Origin of the sequence: Cobetia sp. L2A1, from assembly GCF_009796845.1 — a bacterium.
GTDB lineage: Bacteria > Pseudomonadota > Gammaproteobacteria > Pseudomonadales > Halomonadaceae > Cobetia.
The window spans coordinates 1,041,034-1,063,264 of record NZ_CP047025.1 but is presented as its reverse complement, the minus strand read 5'-3'; the positions used below and the strand labels follow the sequence as shown (position 1 = coordinate 1,063,264).

Genomic DNA, 22,231 nt, shown 5'->3' with positions numbered 1-22,231 from the left:
TCATCAGTAGGATCAATCACTGTCTGACATGTTTTTCTCTCTTGCGACGCACACCGTTTTCGTTCGGTTTCCGTCATCGTAAGTCATTATCCAGCAGGCCACTCTCGACTGCCTGCTCTGTCACGATGGATTGCCATGCTGCTTAGAACCCGATTCCAGCTTGCCCTGCTGCTGCTGCCCCTCGCCACGAGTCTGTTGTTCAGCCTTTACGTGATTGACCGCGAGACCAGTCGTGAGTATGTCGCCATGATGGAGCGTCTTCAGGCCAGCATGCAGGCCATAATGCCGGGACTGGCCAATGCTGCCATGGATGCCGATGACCAGCGATTGCACGAGCAGGCACAGATGCTGATCGACCAGCGTGATGTACGTGGACTCACCTTGCGCACGTCAAGCGGTGGCACTCTCTTGCATCTCGGCCCGAGCCAGCGCCCGGGCACCAGCGCCATACTGGAAAGCGAGGCTTATCCTGCCTCACAGCAAGCACTGACGCTGGTGATGCCGGTGATCGACCCCTGGCGTGAAGCCAAACGCGGCGAGCAGCTTTCCTGGCTGGTGCTGGAGGCCTCCGATACGCGCCTCGTGTTGCATCAATATCAGTTGATGGTCGGCTACGGGTTGGGCAATTTGGTATTCGGCCTGGGACTACTGCTGTTTGCCTATCATGCCTCGCGCAAGATGCTACAGCCCCTGCATGACATCAGTGAGGCCATGGCACGACTGGCTCGCGGCGAGACGCACCAGCAGCTGCCCATCCAGGGCAATGATGACATGAGCGAACTGGCCGAGCATTACAACCTGAGTGTCGACCAGCTCAAGCGCGCCCGAGAAGACATGCAGGAACAGATCGAGCAGACAATGCTGGATCTGCACGAGTCTATGGAAACGGTCGAGATCAAGAATATCGAGCTGGACATGGCGCGCCGCAAGGCGATGGAGGCCAATCGTATCAAGTCGGAGTTTCTGGCCAACATGAGCCATGAAATCCGCACGCCGCTCAACGGCATCATCGGCTTCAGCAACCTGCTGGGGCGCAGTGATCTCGACAATCGTCAGCGCGACTGGTTGGGGCACATGCAAAATGCCTCCACGTCACTGATGTCATTGATCAATGACATTCTCGATTTTTCCAAGATCGAAGCCGGCAAGCTTGAGCTTGAAAAAGTACAGATGGACATCGAGCCGCTGATCGAGGAAGTGCTGGCGATGCACGCACCTGAAGTACATCGCAAGAACCTGCATCTACTGGGCCTGGTCTACGACAATGTTCCCCAACGCTTCGAGGGCGATCCGCTACGCATCAAGCAGGTCGTCACCAATCTCGTCGCTAATGCAGTCAAGTTCACCGAGCACGGTGAAGTTATCGTACGTGTGATGGTGGATGACCTTTCCGGTAGCAGCACACGGCTCAAGATTGCCGTCGCTGACACCGGCATCGGCATGGATAGCGCCCAGCGCAACCGCCTCTTCCAGGCATTCTCGCAGGGCGACCCGTCACGCGCACGACAGTTTGGCGGCACCGGTCTGGGGCTGATGATTTCCAAGCGTCTGGTCGAGCAGATGGGAGGCGAAATCCAGGTGGAGAGCCTGCCGGGACATGGCTCCACCTTCCTGTTCAGCGTACCGGTCGCCATCAGCAGCATTGAGGAGCGTCCGCGCGAAGTGGTGTTCGATCATCAGCGAATCTGCCTGATTGAGCCTCACTCGGCGACTCGCAGGGCACTCAGTTACCTGCTGACACGCTGGTCACTGGAGCTGGTCGGTATCGATGAACAGCCGGATCTCGTCATCGTCGCGCTGGAGAGTCGTGATCTCACGCGTCTTGATGAGTGGGGACAGCGACTCAAGCACCTGCCCTGTCGCGTTCTGGGCTTGCTCAATGCGCCGCTACCCGCCGATGCCGACAATCTACAGCATTACGGTATCGACGAGATCGTCAGCAAGCCCGTCACCCGACTTCAGATGCGCCACAAGTTGGCCAACCTGTTGCATTCACCTCGGCGTGATTCGTCCAGCCTACAGAATGCGTCGCCCTTCATTCCGCTGGTGGATACCCCATCCACAGCCACCCTGCCCCCCAGCATCATGCGACCTGCAGAAGACACGACTGGCATTTCAGTGCAGCCGTCCACTTCTCCACTGCGACGTAAATGCATCATGGTGGTTGATGACAATCCCTCCAATCGCCTGCTGGCAGAGGAGCTACTCACCGACATGGGCCTGGATACGCTAGCCGCTCAAAGTGGCGAGGAGGCATTAGCGCTGGCCCAGCAGCAACCACTGGACGCCGTGTTGATGGATATCCAGATGCCGGGCATGAACGGACTGGAAGCCACCCAGGCGCTGCGCCATCAACGTCGCGAAGGGCAAGGTCACCTGCCGGTCATTGCGCTGACAGCACATGCGCTAGCACATGAACGCCGTGAGCTACTGGCAGAAGGCATGGACGACTATCTCATCAAGCCGATTGACGAAGGTCTGCTGGCCAACATGTTGAGTCGCCATCTGGGTATTACGCTAAACCCGCCTGCGGCGGCGAGACATTATCAGGGCTACTCGTCCTCCCCCTATCGCTCCACGCAGACAGCCAAATCGACGGCTAGCGTAACGACGCCTGCCGCGTTAGAGCAGGACGCAGACCTCCCCATCGTCGATATGTCACTGGGCATTGATATGGCCGGAGGTCGAGAGGCGCTCGCACTGGAAATGCTGGGGCTGTTGATCGTGGGCCTGCCTGACAGCGAAGCTCGTATTCGTAAAGCCTGGGAGAGTCGCGATGACGACGCCATGCTGGATGGCGTGCACTATTTGAATGGTGGCTGCCGCTACTGCGGCGTGCCGCGCTTGGCACTATTGGTAGAGGCGCTGGAAACACGTATTCGCGTCAGCGGGCTATCGCAACTGGAGAGTGATGTCGCGGCGTTGTTTGCCGCTATCGCGAGCCTTGAGGAATGGGCGAAATCGGCAGAAGGCAAAGCACTACTGGCAACACCGGCTGCGGCGAGCAATGTCGATGAAAGGACAACTACATCCGGTGACACTCCGCCCCATGGCTCCTCTGGAGATACGCCAACCTGAGTCCGAACATCCGGCCTCGCCGCGAATACGACAATGCCACCCACGCCTCAAGGCGTGGGTGGCATTGTCGTATTGCGACGGCTATCGCGATGACTAGCGCTCCAACACCACGAAGGCGATGGCCTGCTCACGCTCGTCACTGATCGAGAGATGCAGATGGCGGATACCAGCACGTGACGATAACGTCGCAGCTTCATCCGACAGCAGGAATGACGGCTTGCCCAGCGCATCATTCACCACCTGAATCTGTGTGAAGCGCATGCCCTGACGCAACCCTGTTCCCAACGCTTTGACGAACGCTTCCTTGGCCGCAAAGCGTTTGGCAAGATAGGCCGCCGGCTGCGCATGCCCCACAAAGCGCGCGAGCTCTTCATCACCTAGCAGGCGGCGAGCGAAACGCTCACCATGACGTGCCATGGCGACTTCGAAACGCTCGATACGCGCGATGTCAGTTCCAATGCCGACAATCATCCGCAGCAGTCCGAACCTTGCACATGCTCATGGCCATCTTCATCGTGCTCATGGTCATGCGCGTCCAGTGCTGCCATCAAACCGGCTTCCTGGCCTGCAATGCACAGTCGCTTCATCTCGGTCACGGCATCCTTGAGGCCCACGAACATGGCACGTGCGATGATCGCATGACCAATATTCAGCTCATTGAGGCCAGAGATACCGGCAATCGCCTCAACATTGTGATAGTTGAGACCATGACCGGCATTGACGATCAACCCTAGTTCGCTGGCAAGCTCTGCCGCCGCGGCAATGCGCTCAAACTCGATACGCGCAGCATCACCACTGGCATCAGCGTAGGCGCCCGTGTGCAGCTCGATGACTGGCGCGCCGGCCTCAAAGGCCGCACGAATCTGCTCGGGCTCAGGATCGATGAACAACGATACCTCACAGCCTGCCGTCGCCAGACGTTCACAGGCGGCGCGAATACGCGGCAAGTCACCCGCGACATCCAATCCGCCTTCAGTAGTCAGCTCTTCGCGCTTCTCCGGCACCAGGCACACATTGGCCGGGCGCACTTCCTCAGCCAGCACCAGCATCTCTTCACTGACGGCCATTTCGAGGTTCATGCGCGTGTTGAGCACCTCAGCGAGGATGCGAACGTCACGCTCCTGAATATGACGACGGTCTTCGCGAAGGTGCACGGTAATGCCGTCAGCACCGGCCTCTTCTGCCACCAGCGCGGCTTGAACGGGGTCCGGATAACGGGTGCCACGGGCCTGACGCAAGGTGGCGATGTGGTCAATGTTGACCCCGAGCAGGATACGCAACGGATGCATGGTCAGCTCCTTGAAAGTAGATGACAAGAACAGGCTTTGTTACAAGATAATATTTAGTGCGAGACGCAGACCAGTGACAAGTCGCCACTCCCGACAACGATCCTCAGGTGGCCTGACGACTCTCGCGACGACGCGCCGTCAACTGCATCATCAATTCGCGAGAACGCAGAGGGCGATTGCCCAGCAAGGGTGCCAACGCGCGGCGTGCCAACCACAGAGTCTCACGCGCCAAGCCGGCATGCCCCCAGTCTTCACTGGCCAATAACTTGAGCGCACGCCCCTCGATACCGGGAGCCCCCGCAGGTTGCGCACGAAAGCGTCGCTCGCTGACCACATAGTCATAGCGCATGTCTGGGGCCAGCACGTCGTCTTCCAGCGTACGAAACTGCGGTAGCTGCTCCAGTGCCTCCAGCAGACTGTATTCCAATCGCCGAAGGGCAGGAGCCCGCTTGGCTGGCAACGCAATCTCATCCAACGTCAACGAATAGAGCGCGAACAACTGCGGCACCGGCATCTCAACCGGCAAGGTTCGCGTCAGCAATTCATTGGCATAGAAGCCACACAGCAAGCCCTCGCCCGCCAAGAGACTGGCGCTACCGCCAGTCTCCATCAGGTTGAGCGTCTTGAGATCACTCTCGCCCCGCCAGGTCACATGCAGTGGCGTAAACGGCTGGAGTCGAGAGCGGGACTTGCTCCCGGGACGCTGAACACCACGTGCAATCGCACGCACACGACCATGATCAAGCGTCAATAGCTCGATCATGGCACTGGTTTCGCGATAGGGCTTGCGGTGTAGCAGAAAGGCCGGTTGCGGCGTCATCAGGCAGAGCTCGCATCGGGCGCAGAAGGCAGAAAGCCTCCTGCGCCGGTCGGTCATGATGGATCGTGGTCCGCGTCGGATAGCCATCGCGCATACTTGTGCTCGCGCATTTCAGTGCTGGCTGATCCGGTACGGTTCACGACGATCAGTCGTGATTGTAACCAAGGCTCTTGAGGGCACGCTCGTCATCAGACCAGCCGCGCTTCACCTTGACCCACAGGTTGAGCATGATCTTGGCATCGAAGGCACGCTCCATCTCGAGACGCGCTTCGCGACCGATATTCTTGATCCGCTCGCCATTCTCGCCGATCAGAATCTTCTTCTGACCCTGGCGCTCGACCATCATCAAGGCGCTGATGTGGAGTGTGCCGCGTTGATCGGTCTTGAACTCTTCGATCTCGACAGTCATCTGGTAGGGCAGTTCGTCGCCCAGCTGACGCATCACCTTCTCACGCACCAGCTCGGAGGCCAGGAAGCGTGAGCTCTTGTTGGTGATCTGGTCATCCGCGAACATGTGCTCGCCACGCGGCAGAGACGCCATCACGTGCTCGAGCAGCAGATCGATATTGGTGCCGTGCTTGGCAGACATCGGAATGATGGCAGTAAAATCACGACGTTCCTGCAGGCTTTTCAGCCACGGGCCCAGCGTGCTCTTGTCCTTGAGCCAATCAACCTTGTTGACGACGAGATAGACCGGCGCCTTCACGTTGGTCAGCTTTTCGAGCACGATCTGATCTTCTTCCATCCAGCGGGTGCGGTCGACGATGAAGACGACAGCATCTACATCACGCAGTGCCTGGGTGGCAGCCTGGTTCATGTAACGATTGATCGCCTTGTTGCGATCGCGCTGCATGATGTGAATCCCGGGGGTATCGACAAATACGCACTGAGTGCCGCCCTCGGTATGGATACCCATCACCTGATGACGCGTGGTCTGTGGGCGACGTGACGTAATCGAGACCTTCTGACCCAGAATATGGTTCATCAAAGTCGATTTACCGACATTGGGCCGGCCGACGATAGCGACGAAGCCACAACGGGTATCCGGAAGCGGCTGCTCTTCCCGCCCTGACTCTACGACGTCGTGATCTGCAGTGTCGTGCTCTACCGTGTCGTGCTCTACCGTGTCGTGCTCTACCGTGTCGTGCTCCGTCATATCAGCATCTTGAGCACTGATGTCTTGCCCATCAGCATCCTGCTGAGAGGCGTCGACCGCATCAGTAGTGTCGATAGCATCAGTCGCCTTGGCGACATCCGTGGCTTTGGCGACGTCAGCAGCGTCAGACGTGCCGCTCGAGGTGGAATCGTTTTCTGGGGTATGGCTCATGAGCGGGCTCCGCGGGCAGGTTCGAGCAGTTGCAGCGCAAACTCGGCCGCCTGCTGTTCAGCGTGACGACGGCTGGAGCCGACGCCGGTGGTGTTGGTGTCGATCATCTCGACATGGCAATCGACGCTGAAGGTTTGCGAATGTGCTTCGCCTTCTACGCTGGTCACCTCATAGCGCGGCAGTGCCGCTTGACGCGATTGCAGAAACTCCTGCAGACGCGTCTTGGGATCTTTTTGGGTGTCTTGAAGGTTCAGCGCTTCAAGACGGCTGGCGTACCAGCGCAGTACGTGTTCACGTACAACGGCCATGCCGGCATCCAGGTAGATGGCGCCAATCACGGCTTCTACAGCATCGGCGAGGATGGACTCACGGCGATGACCACCACTTTTCATCTCGCCAGATCCCAGCCGCAGGTTCTCACCCAGGTTGAACTCACGACCGAGTTCGGCCAGGGTCTGCCCCTTGACCAGCCGTGCTCGCAAACGTGACAACTGTCCTTCACGAGCCTCGGGAAAGCGCAGGAACAACGCTTCGGCAATCAAGAAATTGACGATGGAATCGCCAAGAAATTCGAGTCGCTCGTTGTTCTGACCACCGTAGCTTCGATGTGTCAGTGCTAGCTCCAGCAGGCTGGCATCACCAAAGGTATGGCCGATACGCTTTATAAAGGCATTCAGCGTGCTACTCACAGGTCTCCCTACTTTCTTTGATCGCGGACGCCCGCAGGCGTCTTGTCGAATGATGCACCTATCATCTCTGAAGGTGCCTATAGTCTTCGACATGCTGTGCGATGCCCGAAGCCAGCACGGCTTGAGGAGTTGCCGATTGCCACCATCCCAATCCGATATTCGTCAGCCACGATCTCCGCCAGCTTGTGGCTGCGGGCCTGACATGATGAACAGCAGGTTGACATGGCAGGCACGACGCATCGTCCCATGTCGAAATATCCAATATCAAAATGCCTGGCAGGCCGTCATGCGGCCCTACCAGACACGAACGGGCCGCCTCGCGGCGGCCCGGTGAATGCACTGATCAATGAATCAGGCGTACCGAGGAAAAGTCAGGGAACCCGTCTTTCCAGTGCATCCATATCGCTACCGCCTTGCCCACGATGTTCTCTTCCGGGACAAAGCCCCAGTAGCGACTGTCGTTGGAGTGGTCGCGATTGTCACCCATCATGAAATACATGCCATCGGGCACCCGAACTTCGCGTAACTGCGGACCAGGGTCGCTAGGGTTATTGTAGATTTGATGCGCATGTTTCCCCAGTGTCTCGTCCAGCAAAGTTTCGCCGGGCTGCTCACTGACATTGCGTGCATTGATCGACTTGCCCACAGCCTTGCCGTTGACATAGAGCTGCTTGCCTTCATAACGGATGGTATCGCCGGGCAACCCGACAACCCGCTTGATGAAGTTGGTCGACGGGTCTTCCGGGAAACGGAACACCATCACATCGCCACGCTCCGGCTCACCGACTTCCAACACCTTGGTGTTGACGACCGGCAACCGCAGACCGTAATCGTACTTGCTGACCAGGATGAAATCTCCGATCTTCAAGGTCGGTAGCATCGAGCCGGACGGAATCTGGAACGGTTCATACGCGAAGGAGCGTACCACCAGCACCAGCAGCAGCACCGGGAAGAACGATTTGGCGTAATCCACCGGCCAGGGGTCGCGCATCAGTTTCTGACGCGACTCGCCATCCAGCTTGCCTTCGACAGACGCTTCGGCGCTTGCGAGCCGAGCCTTGCGCGCACCGCGCAGTGCTATCAGGTCTATCAACCACACCGCGCCAGCCACCGCCACGGCAATCACCAATACTAGCGAAAAATCCATCGTCGTCCCTGTCTGCTCTAGGTCATGATGGCAAGCTGCCAGTCGGCGGCCTACCTCAATCGTTCAATTTGAGCACAGCGAGGAAGGCGTCCTGAGGAATTTCCACTCGGCCGACCTGCTTCATGCGCTTCTTGCCCGCTTTCTGTTTCTCGAGCAGCTTCTTCTTGCGGCTGACATCGCCGCCATAACACTTTGCGGTCACGTTCTTGCGAAGTGCCTTGACGGTAGAGCGTGCCACGACCTGACCACCGACGGCAGCCTGGATGGCGACATCGAACATCTGACGCGGAATCAGCTCTTGCATCTTCTCGACCAGCTGACGGCCACGGCCGTGTGCGTGATCGCGGTGAATGATGGACGCCAGCGCATCGACGCGATCACCATTGATAAGCACGTCAAGGCGCACCAGCCTGGCGGCTTCGAAACGGTCGAAACTGTAATCCAGTGATGCATAGCCCTTGGAGATGGACTTGAGGCGATCGAAGAAGTCCATCACGACCTCTGCCATCGGCAGCTCATAGATCAACTGAATCTGGCTACCGAGGAACTGCATGTCGAGCTGAACACCGCGACGATTCACGCACTCGGTGATGACGTTACCGACATACTCCTGCGGCACGAGGATAGTCGCACGACAGATGGGCTCACGCAGCTCATTGACATTGGCCATATCCGGAAGCTTCGAAGGGTTGGAGACGGGCAGAACATCACCGTTATCCATGAGTACTTCGTAGATGACCGTCGGTGCCGTGGTCAGCAGGTCGAGGTCATACTCGCGCTCCAGGCGCTCCTGGATGATTTCCATGTGCAACGTGCCGAGGAAGCCGACACGGAAGCCAAAGCCCAGTGCATCGGAGTTTTCTGGCTCATAGTGCAAGGAGGCATCGTTCAGCGCCAGCTTCTGCAGCGCGTCACGGAAGTCCTCAAAGTCGTCGGAGCTGATCGGGAACATGCCGGCATAGACCTGCGGCTTGACCTTCAGGAAGCCCGGCAGACGCTCGACCTTGTCAGCCGTCTTGGAGTGCACGATGGTGTCACCCACCGGCGCACCCATGATGTCCTTGATACCGGCGACGATGAAGCCAACCTCACCCGCCCGCAGCACACCCGTTTCCTTGCGCTTGGGTGTGAAGATACCGATCGCACCAGCTTCCCAATCGCGACCGGTGGACTTCAGACGAATCTTCTCGCCCTTCTTGAGCGTGCCATCGAAAATACGCACCAGCGAGACGACGCCTAGATAATTATCGAACCAGGAGTCGATGATCAGTGCCTGCAGCGGGGCTTCCGGATCACCCTTGGGCGGCGGAATGTCACGCACCAGGCGCTCGAGCAGCGCTTCCATGCCCATGCCGGACTTTGCAGACACCTGGCAGGCGTCCGTCGCGTCAAGACCGATGATCTCCTCGATTTCCTGGGAGACCTTGTCCGGGTCCGCCTGCGGCAGATCCATCTTGTTGAGCACCGGCAGCACTTCAAGCCCCTGCTCAATGGCCGTATAGCAGTTGGCGACCGACTGGGCTTCGACGCCCTGGCCCGCATCGACGACCAGCAACGCGCCTTCACAGGCATACAGCGAGCGTGAGACTTCGTAAGAGAAATCGACGTGGCCCGGGGTATCGATGAAGTTCAGCTGATAGGTATTACCATCGTCAGCGTGATAGTCGAGTGTCACCGACTGCGCCTTGATGGTAATGCCGCGCTCACGCTCGATGTCCATCGAGTCAAGCACCTGCTCCTTGAGCTCACGGACGCTCAACCCTTCGCACAGCTGAATGATACGGTCAGCCAGCGTCGACTTGCCGTGATCGATGTGGGCGATGATTGAAAAATTGCGAATATGCTTCAAGGACGGCGGCGTTACGCGTTCGGTCATGGATCACTGCTCTGTATTTGTGCCCGTCTGCGTGAAAATACACGGCCATCACGGGAGACGACGGAAATCGAATTGCACGCATTGTACAGTCCGACTTGAGGCGATGATAGAAGAGGCTGCCTTTTGGGCCGTCTCCCACGCCTGCCCGTCCTTGAGGCTTGCTGCCTGACGCACACGGGGCGCACGGTTTCCCATGCGCCCCGTATATCTTCATCCACCGTGTCATCATCCGACATGTCATCAGAGCATTACGATGGCGACTGCATTACTTGTCGGTATCTTTACGCATACGCAGCGCGACATAGAGTGGCCGGCCGTTACGCACAAGACGCAATGACACCGGACGATCTGTCGGCAGTGTTGCGACGATATCACGAAGCGCTTTCACACTTGTCAGTGGTGCCTGGTTCAACTCCACCAGTACGTCACCCGCCGCAATACCGGCTTCTGCTGCCACTCCCTGAGGATCGACCTCCATCACCCGCACACCGTTATCGATGTTCAGCTCTTTCAGGACAGTCTTGTCGAGCTCGGCAGCGGCGATGCCCAGCCCCTGCTTATCGTCAGTTGCCTTGGCGACCGAATCCTTCTCACTGCCAGGCCAAGGGCCCACCTTGACGTCCAGTGTCTGACTCTTGCCATCACGCAGCAGGGAGAGCTTCAGCGAATCACCCGGCGAAGACGCGCCGACCATACGCGGCAGGTTGGCGGAACTTTCGACATCCTTGCCATCCACAGCCGTGATGATGTCACCACTCTTGAGCCCTGATGCTGCTGCCGGGCCATCCGGATCGAGATCGGCGATCAGAGCACCACGGGCACGATCAAGGCCGAATGATTCGGCGAGGTCCTTGGAAACCGGCTGAATGACCACACCCAACCAGCCGCGATCAACGCGCCCGTCAGTCTTGAGCTTGTCAGCCACGTCCATCGCGACATTGATGGGAATCGCGAAGCTCACGCCCATGAAGCCACCGGAGCGGGTATATATCTGGGAGTTGATGCCCACTACCTTGCCATCAAGATTGAACAGCGGACCACCCGAATTGCCCGGATTGATCGCCACATCAGTCTGGATGAAGGGCACGTAGGCGTCCGACGGCAAGGTGCGATCGATGGCACTGACGATACCAGCCGTTACCGAGTGATCAAAGCCGAACGGCGAGCCAATCGCTGCCACCCACTCACCCACCTCAAGCGCGTCACTGTTACCCAGCGGGAGCGTCGGCAAGTCTTCCGCCGTGACCTTGAGCAGCGCGATATCAGTCTTCTTGTCTTCACCGATCACCTGCGCCTTCAGCTCGCGGCGGTCATTTAGACGCACCATCACCTCATCGGCACCATCCACCACATGCGCATTGGTCATGATGTAGCCATCATCAGAGATGATGAAACCAGAGCCGAGACTGGAGCGCTTCTCGACACCGCCCTGATCCTGACCCGGCGCCTGGTCACCGAAGAAGCGGCGGAAGAATTCCGGCATCTCTTCACCATTCGGCCCGCGGAAAGCCGGAGCCGAGGTGCGCTTAATCTCGGTAGTGGTCGCAATATTCACCACTGCTGGCGCTGAGTCCTTGACCAACTGCGTGAAGTCGGGCAATTCACTTGCCTGAACCAGATGAGTGCCCATCAGGGCAGCCATGGCCAGCGCGGGCATCATCAGGCGGGAAAGGGGTTTCATCAATGAGGCTCCTGGTACGTCCTGTCACTTGTTATGAGGCATGCTGATACTTGCCATACAGCATGCTGACGCCAATGCTCTCGACTGCAGTGGCATCCTGTTCATTGACGTCGCCATGGCGTTGAAGTTCATCAATTGATGCCGCGCTCAACGCAACCATAAGTCGCAACAAAGCGACATCTCGCATATTGACGTCACATTCATGTGACTGAGTGGCTAACAGATCACACCGCCTTGATCGCGAGCGCCTCGACACCCAGCCGTCGCAGTAGCATAGGGCGATAAAGCGCCTGCTGATCAGGACGCGCCGCATGCCAGCGCACCACCAAAAGCCCCGCCGCCAGAGACAACGCAAACCCCACCGGCACGGCCAGCGTGCCTGTACCCGCCAGTTGCTCAGCAATGATGCCGCCCAACATTCCACTGATTAGCGGCAAGCCATAAAGCAGGCCAGCACTGCGCAAGAAGGCAGATTCATCAATACCGATCACGACTCTCTCACCTACCAGCGGCCAGTCTTCATCGTCCGGAACATGAATCAGCACACGGTGTGGCTTTCGGCGTGAGAACTGGCTAAGCAGACCACTGCCACAGCCGCTGCGTGCATTACACGAACCACAGGTGGAGCTGCGCTGAGTCTCGACCCACACACCTTCTCGACCATGTCCCGTGACCTGACCTTCTTCCTGCATCATCTTGCCGACTCCTGAAAATCTCGCCACGCATCGGCGGCACATACGGGTAGAATAGCGCCTTTCAGAGGCGTTTTTCACGCCGCGTCCGATGTGCCTCTTTGGCGCAGCGTTCAGCGACGGTACTCCTCGACGCCATCAACAGGAGCTCTCATGAGCGAAGCACCGCCCTCCACCTCGCGTCTCGATCCACTCCATGGAGTTACCTTGAAAGCGCTGGTCACCTGGCTGGTAGACCACTACGGCTTCGAGACACTGGGCGAGCTGATCCCGATCAACTGCTTCACCAGCGACCCAAGCATCAACTCCAGCCTCAAGTTTCTACGTCGTACGCCCTGGGCACGCACCAAGGTAGAAATGCTCTACATCAAGACAGTCGATCGTTATCTACACGATTGAAGCCGCCAGGCTAGACGACCAGCAGTGCAAAAGACCATGATAAAAAAAGAGGGAGGTGCCTTGATTGGCACCTCCCTCTTTTTCATGAGCAGATACAACGAGCAGGCATCACCCCACCCGTATCTGCCTTGCCATCAGCGCTACCGGTTACTGGGCGACGTCCTGCAGGCTTATCCACTCACTACGCTCCGGCACTGGGCCACGCGCAGAGTGCTTGCTCAGGTACGCTTCAAGCAGACGACGCTGGGCAAGGTCTGCCGCCGCGACATTGCTTGAGGACATGCCCTGATTTCCGTAGCTCTCACCCTGGGGCGCCATGAACATCGGTCGAGTGTTCATCGATGTCGCGCCGACCTGCATCAGGCCGTTACCCGCAGCAGGCAGAGACCACTGAGGTACTTCGGCATTCGCCGGTGACTGGCTTACCTGGCGAAGCTCAGCGCTCTCGCTGCCGGGCACACTACTGGCAAGCTCTGCACCCCCAGTAACGCTGGTCGGTACGCCACTTTCACTGCCGTTGAAGACTTGCACGCCAGTGATAACCATCACTGCCACGCCGGCGGCAATGGCTGCGGATCCAGCGAAGGAGAACAGGCTACGTCGCTCTGCAACCGGCTCGACTGCGGGCACTTCTCGCGACACCATCTCGACTTCAGCACTGACTGCCGCTGCGATGTCCATGGTGAATACGCTTTCGCGTTCGCGGTGCATGGCACTGCGCGCCAGATGATAACGACGCCAGGTATCTGCTGCCTCAGGAGACTCATCGAGTCCTTTGAGGACACGACGCAGATCCAGCTCGTCACCCTCCGCATCCATCAGCGCGGAGAGCGACTCTTTCACGGATTCGGTGGTCTTCAGATTCATGCGTAAATACCCTCACACTCGTCAGGCTGATAAAAGATTCAACCTGCACTCCTGACAACAAATGGCGTCATTCACCATGACGGTTGGCGGTCCGCCAGAACAAACCGGCAATCTGCACACTATGATCACGTGCTGTACGGATCGTTCCGCCATCCGTTCAGAAAACATTCACTTTTCGGGCGTCAAATCCACAAGCTGTTGTTTTTGCTGACACCAATGTCGTAAATACCCGACAAAAAAATTCACAATTGCCGCGGCATACGTGACCAACTGCCGTCATCTGTCCGGCGACTAGTCGACCAGAGCGGCGGTCGGTGCAGGACTGACCAAGCCCTGTATCGCCTTGTCGACCGCCTCACGCGCGCGGAAGATGCGCGAGCGCACCGTGCCGACAGGGCACTGCATGACCTCAGCAATATCCTCATAAGACAGCCCGTCGAACTCACGCAGCGTAATCGCCGTGCGCAAGTCTTCCGGCAGCTTCTCGATGGCGCCGAAAACCACTTTCTCCAATTCATCACGCGCCATGGCAGCTTCTGGCGTCTCGATGTCCGAGAGTCGCCCGGACTGATCGATCATCTCGGCATCGCCGATATCCATATCAGTTCCTGGCGGACGACGGCCGCGCGAGACTAGATGATTCTTTGCCGTGTTGATGGCGATGCGATACATCCAGGTATAAAAAGCACTTTCCGCACGAAAATTGGGTAACGCGCGATAGGCCTTGATAAAGGCTTCCTGGGCCACATCCTGCACTTCAGAATGATCGTGAACATAACGGCTGATCAGGCCAAGTATCTTGTGCTGATATTTCCTGACCAGTAGATCGAAGGCGCGGTTATCCCCTTTCTGGGCACGCTCGACCAGCTGCTGGTCTGTTTCATTGACACTCATTCACTCGCTCCCTCCGCGGGAGTGGAGGCACCGCTTACGGACTCCACATCGGGAATCCCCGGGGCATCATGACCTGATAGGAATTGCGACTTGCGCATGCGTTATCCGGCCCCTTTAACGTTTATGCTGTTGGATGCGCGTGCAAGCAGATAGCCGAATTACCATCGACGACCTGCTTGCACGGCCAAAATCAACGCACAGTGTTCCTGTTTATCATTTGTACGGCAAGACACCTTGCGCTCAAAGGCACAGGTTTTACGCGTTGTGATGCATAATGACCTTAATTGGCGACGCTGACACTCCTTATTGTAACGAAATATTTACACTTACTCGCCAAGCATACCAATCAACCTCTTTTCAGAAGACTCCATTGCTTGACAGAGGATTAATATTAAGCAAAGGGAACTGACAAGCTGCCAAGCAGCAGATAACATGGGCTTATATACTGCGAATACATCAACGGCCGGTGCCAAGACGCCAGCCTGCCTCTATGGCTACCACCGTAGACGAACAACGCTCAGGACACTGTCATGTCAGAACAACACGTCAACAACCTCAACGTCCTGTCCCAGGATGTACTGATCACTCCGCAGGCGCTCAAGCAGGACATCCCCCTGACCGAAAAGGCCGAAACCACGGTCATCGAAGGGCGTCGCACCATCCAGCGTATTCTCGATGGTGAAGACCCCCGTCTGCTGGTCGTCGTCGGCCCCTGCTCCATTCACGATCTCGACGCCGCCCGTGACTACGCGCGCCGCCTCAAGGTGCTGGCCGAAGAAGTGAAGGACAGCCTCTATATCGTGATGCGTGTCTACTTCGAAAAACCGCGCACCACCGTTGGTTGGAAAGGCCTGATCAACGACCCGCATCTCAATGACTCCTTTGAGATCGAAGAAGGTCTGCACATCGCGCGCGGCCTGCTGGTTGAACTGGCCGAGATGGGTCTGCCGCTGGCAACGGAAGCACTAGATCCGATTTCCCCACAGTACATGCAGGACTGCATCAGCTGGTCTGCCATCGGTGCGCGCACGACAGAATCTCAGACTCACCGCGAGATGGCGTCTGGCCTGTCGTGCCCGGTTGGCTTCAAGAACGGCACCGATGGCTCGCTGGATGTGGCCGTCAATGCACTGCAGTCCGTGTCACACGGCCACAACTTCCTCGGCATCAACCAGGCGGGTCAGGTGGCAATCATCCGCACCCGTGGCAACGCTTACGGCCATGTCGTGCTGCGTGGCGGCAACGGCAAGCCCAACTACGACAGCGTCAGCGTCGCACTGGCCGAGCAGGAGCTGACCAAGGCAGGCGTCGCCACCATCAACCTGATGGTCGATTGCTCGCACGCCAATTCCAACAAGGACCCGGGCTTGCAGCCACTGGTACTGGAGAATGTCACCCAGCAAATACTCGAGGGTAACCGCTCCATCATGGGCCTGATGGTCGAGTCCCATATCAACTGGGGCGCACAGAAGATCAACGCCGACCGCAGCAAGATGGAATACGGTGTCTCCATTACCGATGCCTGTATCGACTGGGCGACGACCGAGACTACCTTCAAGACAATGGATGCCAAGCTCAAGGATGTGCTGCGCACACGCCTGGAGCAGTCCGCCGAGGCCTGATCCCTCACCGGAATCAGGTGTCAAAAAAGCCCCGCCATATGGCGGGGCTTTTTCATGGCAGCCACTATGCCTCTCATTGCAAGACACCACTGACTGAACCGCAAGACATTACTGACTGAAAGACCGGCCAGCGGAGCTGAGACTATCCTTGGCGCACACCATCAATCTCACGCACAAAGGGCGGCAGCGCATCAATCAGCTGCTGACCATAACGCTTGGTCAGGATACGTCGATCAAGAATCGTGATCCGTCCTTCATCTGCCTCCTTGCGAATCAAGCGCCCACACGCCTGTACCAGCTTGATGGAGACATCCGGCACTGCGATGTGCATGAAGGGATTGCCGCCTCGCGACTCGATCCACTCAGCGAGTGTCGCGCCAACGGGGTCATCCGGCACCGCAAACGGCAGTCGCGTGATCACCACGTGGGTCAGGTACTTGCCCGGCAGATCGATCCCCTCGGCAAAGCTCGCCAGCCCGAAGATGATACTGCCCTGCCCCGAGTCCACGGCCTTGCGGTGCTGACTGAGCAGCTCATGCTTGGGCAGACGACTCTGCGCCAGGACACGCTTGCGCGTCTGGGCATCCATCCCCTTGCTGACCGCCGCCAGCTGCTTGCGCGAGCTGAACAACACCAATACCGCTTCGCGCACATCCAGCGCGTTGACGAAGTCGATGATCGCCTGCTCATGCGGGCCGGGCGGGCTTGGCTCTACCGCTTCTCGCGGAATCGACAATACCGCCTTGCTGTAATCAAACGGGCTGGGCAAGCGCTGATAGCGATAGCGATTGGCGAGGCCTGCCTGTTCCTGCAAGCGCTCGAAGCGATTGAGCGCCGTCAGTGTCGCCGAGGTCAACACCGCCCCGAAACAAGCACCCCACAGATGCCGTGCCAGCGTTTCAGCAGCCGACACAGGGCTCGCCGAGACCGTCATTTCCGGCTCGCCATTGAAGCGCTCAAACGTCAGCCAACGTGCCTGCGGCGGATTGCCAGGCGGATCCGTCAGGCCGATCGCCTCCCATAAGGCATGGGCTTCCAGCGCACGCCCATGCAGCAAGGCCACCAGTGGCAACCAATCTTCGGCATTCTCTTTCGGCAACCCCGTCGCTTTCTCGGGATCAAGGCTCTCGCGCAGGATATCGGCGATCTGCTCCAGTGCCCGCGACAATTCCGCGAAGCCCTTGAGCAGGTTGTGGCCCAACTCTCTAAGCGCCTCGGGTGCCTGGCCTCGCTCAAAACGATGATTGGTCGCATCGTCGCCCGCTCCGCTGGGAAGATCGGCCAACTGATGCCCCAGCGCAAACACCTCACCGAGACGCGGTTCGATGTCAGCAAGCAGCTCTGGCATACGCGCCAACAGACGTCCAATCGTCGGCTGGCTGCCGAGTCCGGCATTGAGCTCGGTCAGCGATTTCTTGAGATTGCCCAGCCACCGCAACGTCTGGTTGATCGGCGTGCGGTGATGGAAGTGATTCAGCGCCTTGTCTGGCAGGTGATGCGCCTCATCGAAGACGTAGATACAGTCGCTCGGCGATGGCAGTACCAACCCACCTCCCAACGAGAGATCCGCCAGCACCAGGTCGTGATTGGCCACGATGATGTCAGCCTGTTCCAGCTGACGACGCGCCCGAAAGAAGGCACACGCCGAGAAGTGGCTGCAGCGACGATTGGTGCACTGACGATGGTCCGTGGTCAGGCGTGCCCAGTCGCGGTCCTCCACCTCCAGCGGCCAACTATCGCGATCCCCCGCCCACTCACCACTGGCATAGTCCTCCGCCATCTTGCCGGCAAGCTCGACAAAGCCTCCGCCGTCGCTGGCAATCATGTCGCGCTCGAACAACGCCATCGTCGGATTGTCTTCGACCCCCTCAAGCGCTTGATCCAGCTTCTGTACACACAGGTAGCGGCGCCGTCCCTTGGCAAGTGCAAAGTCGAAACTTAGCCCAGAGTGCTTCTTGAGCGCCGGTAGATCCTGATGCATGACCTGCTCTTGCAGCGCGATGGTCGCGGTAGAGACGACCAGACGCTTGCCGCGCGCCTTGGCGACCGGCAATGCCGAGAGCAGATACGCCAGCGTCTTGCCGGTTCCGGTACCGGCCTCCAACACGCACACATGCTCATTGCCGAGGCGATAGCCTTCCGCATTCTGCTCGATGTTGCCCAGCGTGCGCGCGATCTCGGCGATCATCAGCCGCTGCCCATAGCGCGGCGTCAGCTCAAGCCCTTCGAGCAGCTTGCGATAAGCTGTCTGAATCTCGCCCTTGAGGCTGTCTTCCAGCATTGCATGTCTCTCCTTCACCCCAGCGGTCAACCTGACGGATAACCCCGAGCGCAAGACGGCGGACAGCCAAAGCTGTCCGCCGTCTTGCATTGCCTGGTACTACTACAACGTGATGCTGTACTTGCCGATGATCGCGTCTGACTACATCAGCTCTGGAGCCGAACGTGATTCAGAGTACAGACCAACGCGTGAAGCCGAGCCTAGAGAAGGCCTTGTGGCGGTGTTTCACGCGGCAGCGCTTCCTGAATGTAATCCTCAATCTCCGGCAGAGAAAAGACATCTTCCTCGCCGATGAAGTTGATCAAGGTCACATCACTGCCGCTAGCACGGTGCACGTAATCTTCCGGCACTTCCGGCAGCGTGAAGTTGACCACGTGGGTCGCATCTTCCAGCGGCAGGCCACGGCCTGCAACATCGCTGACCACCAGCACCTTGAGCTTGCCATTACGGAAGGCATCCTGTGCCTCCAGACGCGCTGCCTGGGATTCGGCACCCGACATCAGGCCGACCTCAACACCGGCATCTCGCAAGCCAGCATCGATACGACGTACCAGATTACGGGTATTTCCGAAGACCACCACGCGCTCCATCTCTGCCTGCTTGACGAGATTGATCAGCAGACGCAGCTTGTCATCATCGCTGACGGTATAGCCGTGCACAGTGCCGCTGTCGCCCGCAGCCATGGTGGAAGAGGCTTCGTGTTCAACCTCAACCTGCGCGGCCTTGTGAGTCCACAGCTCAGCCAGACCCAGCACGTCAGATGACAGCTCGGCGGAGAATAGCAGTGTCTGACGCTCTTCCGGCTTCGGCGTCGCACGGATGATGCGCTTGACGTCAGGAATGAAGCCCATCGACAACATGCGATCCGCTTCGTCCAGTATCAGCACTTCGGTCTCGGAGAGATCGACATCGCGCTTGGTATGGAAATCAAGCAAACGGCCTGGCGTGGCGACCAACAGATCAACCTTGCGTTCGAGGCGCTCGCGCTGCTTCTGGTAGTCCATGCCACCGACGACACATGCCACAGAGATGCGTGCAAATTCGGAGAACGCCTTGGCGTCCTTTTCTATCTGCAACGCAAGCTCACGAGTCGGCGCGATGATGACTGCACGCGGAGCGCCCGGCTTCTGGCCCTCTGGAGCCTTTTCCTCAAGGAAATAGGCGAGCGTGGCAATCAGGAAGGCAGCTGTCTTGCCGCTGCCTGTTTGAGCGCGACCGACCACATCACCGCCCAATAGCGCCTTCTCGAAGGTCTGGGCTTGAATCGGGGTGCAATATTCGAAGCCGGCTTTCTGGATGGCACGCATCAGCGGCAACGGCAGATCGAAATCGTGGAAGCGCCACTGACCCGCTGCAGGGGCTACCTGGAACTGATCAAGACTCCACTTGGACTGGGAGCGGCGCGGCTTGCGGCGACGACGCTTGGGCTTTCGGGATTTCTGGTTCGGGTCCTGCGGCTCTGGCTGAGTTTGCTCAGCGGCTGGCTGGGTCTGGTCCGTCTCGCTCATGTAATCCGTTCTTTTCAAGGGTTCATATGCGACAGGCTCGGGCCGCTCTCGGAATCCCGCTGGACAGGCCACACTCGACTGGTTCGTCATGCTGATACGTCATGTAGCGGTCCTTTATGAACCATTATCATGGCCTGCATGCGCCTTTGCCGAGCTGGGAGCCACCATGCATAACCCTGCGGGCACCGCCAGAAGCGGGCGTCTCCGAGGCCACGCAGGCCTCGGGTGCAGAAATAGGCAGATGCTCTCACCTGTATTGCGCGGATTCACGCATCCGGAATCCTCCTGCCCGAGTGTTCGGCAGGGGTCCGAAGCGGACGTCAGCCACGAGGGCCAGACCACACGACACCGGACATGTCATCGCCGGAAATCGCTGTCAGGCAGGCTCGTGGGTCGCCACAAGGGCGGCCAATACTGCGTGTCGATGGAATGATTTTCTTTACAGGTAGCCGGCGGGGCTGTGCAACGGCACATCACGCTAGGGTTACCTGGCAGTACGGTGCGGGGAACGACTACGACGATGGCGCGTCCTGTGAAGATGCCCTTTGAGTCATGCTCCAGAGAGCATATTCAAGCAAGGCAGACCCCGGATCCTGCAGCCAGTCGCGAGCGTCGCCCACGGTCAACGATGGTAACACCGCCACATTGTACCAGTAGAATACGCTCTTCGCGCCCCATGCATACGTCCTGCTGCACGCGTGTCATGCAACCCCGCCCGTCAGGGCCGAGACAGACGTATCACAGCGCTCATGGCATGCGCCCCATGCAGGCTGATAGAATGCCTGTCAACTGATGCGGTTGCCCGCGTGCCGCGGCCTTGCCGTGCGACTCAAGGCTGGCGACTGCCGACACCGAACAGGACAGCAGCAGATGACACGCAGAAAGAAGACACGCTCCATCGCCGACAAGGTGCAGATTCGTACTGGTCGCCGCAAGGACTACAAGAAATGGCGCGCAGAGAACCCGGATCAGGTGCATTCTGGCCCGCGCTACGTTTCCAAGAAAAAAGATCAGCGCAAGACCCAGGCTGCTGCCAAGCTGGAGCGAATGAAGGCAGCGCCGTTGCTACAGCTTCACCCCGATGCTCCCGCAGCGCAGGACAGCTCCCCGAAGAATGATGGCGGAGGCGAGCAGTAATGCGCCTGATCTCCTTCAACATCAATGGCATTCGTGCGCGTCCGCATCAGCTTGAAGCGCTGATCGAGACTCATGAACCCGAGGTCATTGGGCTGCAGGAAACCAAGGTACAGGACAGCGAGTTTCCGCATGCGCACATTGAGGCGCTGGGTTACCACGTTGTCTGGCACGGTCAGAAAGGTCACTACGGCGTCGCCATGCTGTCCCGTCAGGTACCGAAGAAAGTGCACTACGGCATGCCCGATGATACCGATGATGCCCAGAAGCGCATGATCGGTATCGAGATCGAAGGACCCGACGGCAAGCCACTGATCGTCTACAACGGCTACTTCCCACAGGGCGAGAATATCGAGCACCCGGTGAAGTTTCCTTACAAGACGCGCTTCTATCAGCAGCTCTTCCGCTTGCTGGAAGAAGACCACACCCCAGAGCAGCATGTGGTGGTGATGGGCGATTACAACATTTCGGCCAGCGATCGTGACATTGGCATCGGCGAGCCTAACCGCAAGCGCTGGCTGCGGGATGGCAAGACCAGCTTCCAGCCAATCGAACGCGAATGGATGGATCGTCTCTATGCCTGGGGGCTGACCGACAGCTTCCGACACGTGCATCCGGAGGTCGATGATCAGTTCAGCTGGTTCGACTATCGGTCACGCGCGTTCGAGCGCGAGCCGAAGCGCGGTCTGCGTATCGACCTGATCATGACCAGTCCTGGCCTGACGCCACTGATCAAGGATTCAGGCGTGGACTACGCGCTGCGTGGCATGGAAAAGCCATCAGACCACGCGCCAGTGTGGACAGACATCGGTGCCTGAGACGTGAACTGAACGCTGATGAGTCAGCCACGTTAACCACTGCATCACACACGACAACGCCGCCTTCCCCCGTCAACTTGACGATAAGGGAAGACGGCGTTGTCGTTTT

General features: G+C 58.4%; 18 protein-coding genes. 5 read left to right on the top strand and 13 right to left on the bottom strand.

Features of this window, described 5'->3' with window-relative positions; genetic code table 11:
• Positions 1-135: 135 nt before the first annotated feature.
• A complete protein-coding gene (locus GQR90_RS04600; protein WP_158773087.1) occupies positions 136-3,078 on the top strand; it encodes an ATP-binding protein in 2,943 nt (980 codons plus the stop codon).
• Between the two features lie 93 nt (positions 3,079-3,171).
• Here the strand turns inward: GQR90_RS04600 and acpS are convergent, their stop codons facing one another.
• The 9 genes from acpS to GQR90_RS04555 form a co-directional block, all read right to left on the bottom strand.
• Positions 3,172-3,549, bottom strand: a complete 378-nt coding sequence (acpS, locus tag GQR90_RS04595; protein ID WP_158773086.1) for a holo-ACP synthase — start codon at positions 3,547-3,549, stop codon at positions 3,172-3,174.
• Positions 3,546-4,367, bottom strand: coding sequence for a pyridoxine 5'-phosphate synthase (gene pdxJ / locus GQR90_RS04590; RefSeq protein ID WP_158773085.1), 822 nt, complete (start codon positions 4,365-4,367; stop codon positions 3,546-3,548). The genes acpS and pdxJ overlap by 4 nt, the downstream gene beginning before the upstream one ends.
• 103 nt (positions 4,368-4,470) lie before the next feature.
• Positions 4,471-5,187, bottom strand: coding sequence for a DNA repair protein RecO (gene recO, locus GQR90_RS04585; RefSeq protein ID WP_158773084.1), 717 nt, complete (start codon positions 5,185-5,187; stop codon positions 4,471-4,473).
• A 145-nt stretch (positions 5,188-5,332) separates the two neighbouring features.
• Positions 5,333-6,343, bottom strand: a complete 1,011-nt coding sequence (gene era, locus GQR90_RS04580) for a GTPase Era (protein ID WP_158775307.1) — start codon at positions 6,341-6,343, stop codon at positions 5,333-5,335.
• A gap of 167 nt (positions 6,344-6,510) precedes the next feature.
• Positions 6,511-7,203: a ribonuclease III gene (gene rnc / locus GQR90_RS04575; protein WP_158773083.1), complete on the bottom strand. Its 693-nt coding sequence runs from the start codon at positions 7,201-7,203 to the stop codon at positions 6,511-6,513.
• A gap of 343 nt (positions 7,204-7,546) precedes the next feature.
• Positions 7,547-8,350: a signal peptidase I gene (gene lepB, locus GQR90_RS04570; RefSeq protein WP_158773082.1), complete on the bottom strand. Its 804-nt coding sequence runs from the start codon at positions 8,348-8,350 to the stop codon at positions 7,547-7,549.
• A 55-nt stretch (positions 8,351-8,405) separates the two neighbouring features.
• Positions 8,406-10,226 carry a translation elongation factor 4 gene (lepA, locus tag GQR90_RS04565; protein WP_158773081.1) on the bottom strand — a complete coding sequence of 607 codons (1,821 nt, stop codon included), beginning with the start codon at positions 10,224-10,226 and terminating at the stop codon, positions 8,406-8,408.
• Positions 10,227-10,491: 265 nt separating this feature from the next.
• Positions 10,492-11,907: a DegQ family serine endoprotease gene (locus tag GQR90_RS04560; RefSeq protein ID WP_158773080.1), complete on the bottom strand. Its 1,416-nt coding sequence runs from the start codon at positions 11,905-11,907 to the stop codon at positions 10,492-10,494.
• A 224-nt stretch (positions 11,908-12,131) separates the two neighbouring features.
• Complete coding sequence (locus GQR90_RS04555) at positions 12,132-12,602, bottom strand: SoxR reducing system RseC family protein (protein WP_158773079.1); 471 nt, start codon at positions 12,600-12,602, stop codon at positions 12,132-12,134.
• A 150-nt stretch (positions 12,603-12,752) separates the two neighbouring features.
• Here GQR90_RS04555 and GQR90_RS04550 point away from each other — a divergent pair, with 150 nt between their 5' ends.
• A complete protein-coding gene (locus GQR90_RS04550; RefSeq protein WP_158773078.1) occupies positions 12,753-12,998 on the top strand; it encodes a VF530 family DNA-binding protein in 246 nt (81 codons plus the stop codon).
• Positions 12,999-13,145: 147 nt separating this feature from the next.
• On the opposite strand, the gene GQR90_RS04545 is transcribed toward GQR90_RS04550, so the two are convergent.
• The gene (locus GQR90_RS04545) at positions 13,146-13,865 is read right to left on the bottom strand and encodes a sigma-E factor negative regulatory protein (protein WP_158773077.1); all 720 of its coding nucleotides are present in this window, start codon (positions 13,863-13,865) and stop codon (positions 13,146-13,148) included.
• A gap of 291 nt (positions 13,866-14,156) precedes the next feature.
• Entirely contained in the window at positions 14,157-14,759 is a 603-nt protein-coding gene (gene rpoE, locus GQR90_RS04540) for an RNA polymerase sigma factor RpoE (RefSeq protein WP_158773076.1), read from the bottom strand.
• Positions 14,760-15,289: 530 nt separating this feature from the next.
• On the opposite strand from rpoE, the gene GQR90_RS04535 reads away from it, so the two are divergent.
• Positions 15,290-16,381: a 3-deoxy-7-phosphoheptulonate synthase gene (locus GQR90_RS04535; RefSeq protein WP_158773075.1), complete on the top strand. Its 1,092-nt coding sequence runs from the start codon at positions 15,290-15,292 to the stop codon at positions 16,379-16,381.
• Positions 16,382-16,523: 142 nt separating this feature from the next.
• Here GQR90_RS04535 and dinG read toward each other — a convergent pair whose 3' ends face one another.
• Positions 16,524-18,662 (bottom strand): ATP-dependent DNA helicase DinG, encoded by a 2,139-nt coding sequence (gene dinG / locus GQR90_RS04530; RefSeq protein ID WP_158773074.1) that lies wholly within the window; start codon positions 18,660-18,662, stop codon positions 16,524-16,526.
• 200 nt (positions 18,663-18,862) lie between these two features.
• Positions 18,863-20,170 carry a DEAD/DEAH box helicase gene (locus GQR90_RS04525; protein WP_158773073.1) on the bottom strand — a complete coding sequence of 436 codons (1,308 nt, stop codon included), beginning with the start codon at positions 20,168-20,170 and terminating at the stop codon, positions 18,863-18,865.
• An 870-nt stretch (positions 20,171-21,040) separates the two neighbouring features.
• On the opposite strand from GQR90_RS04525, the gene GQR90_RS04520 reads away from it, so the two are divergent.
• Positions 21,041-21,307 (top strand): hypothetical protein, encoded by a 267-nt coding sequence (locus GQR90_RS04520; protein WP_158773072.1) that lies wholly within the window; start codon positions 21,041-21,043, stop codon positions 21,305-21,307.
• A complete protein-coding gene (xthA, locus tag GQR90_RS04515) occupies positions 21,307-22,122 on the top strand; it encodes an exodeoxyribonuclease III (RefSeq protein WP_158773071.1) in 816 nt (271 codons plus the stop codon). Before GQR90_RS04520 ends, xthA begins: the two co-directional genes overlap by 1 nt.
• Positions 22,123-22,231 lie beyond the last annotated feature (109 nt).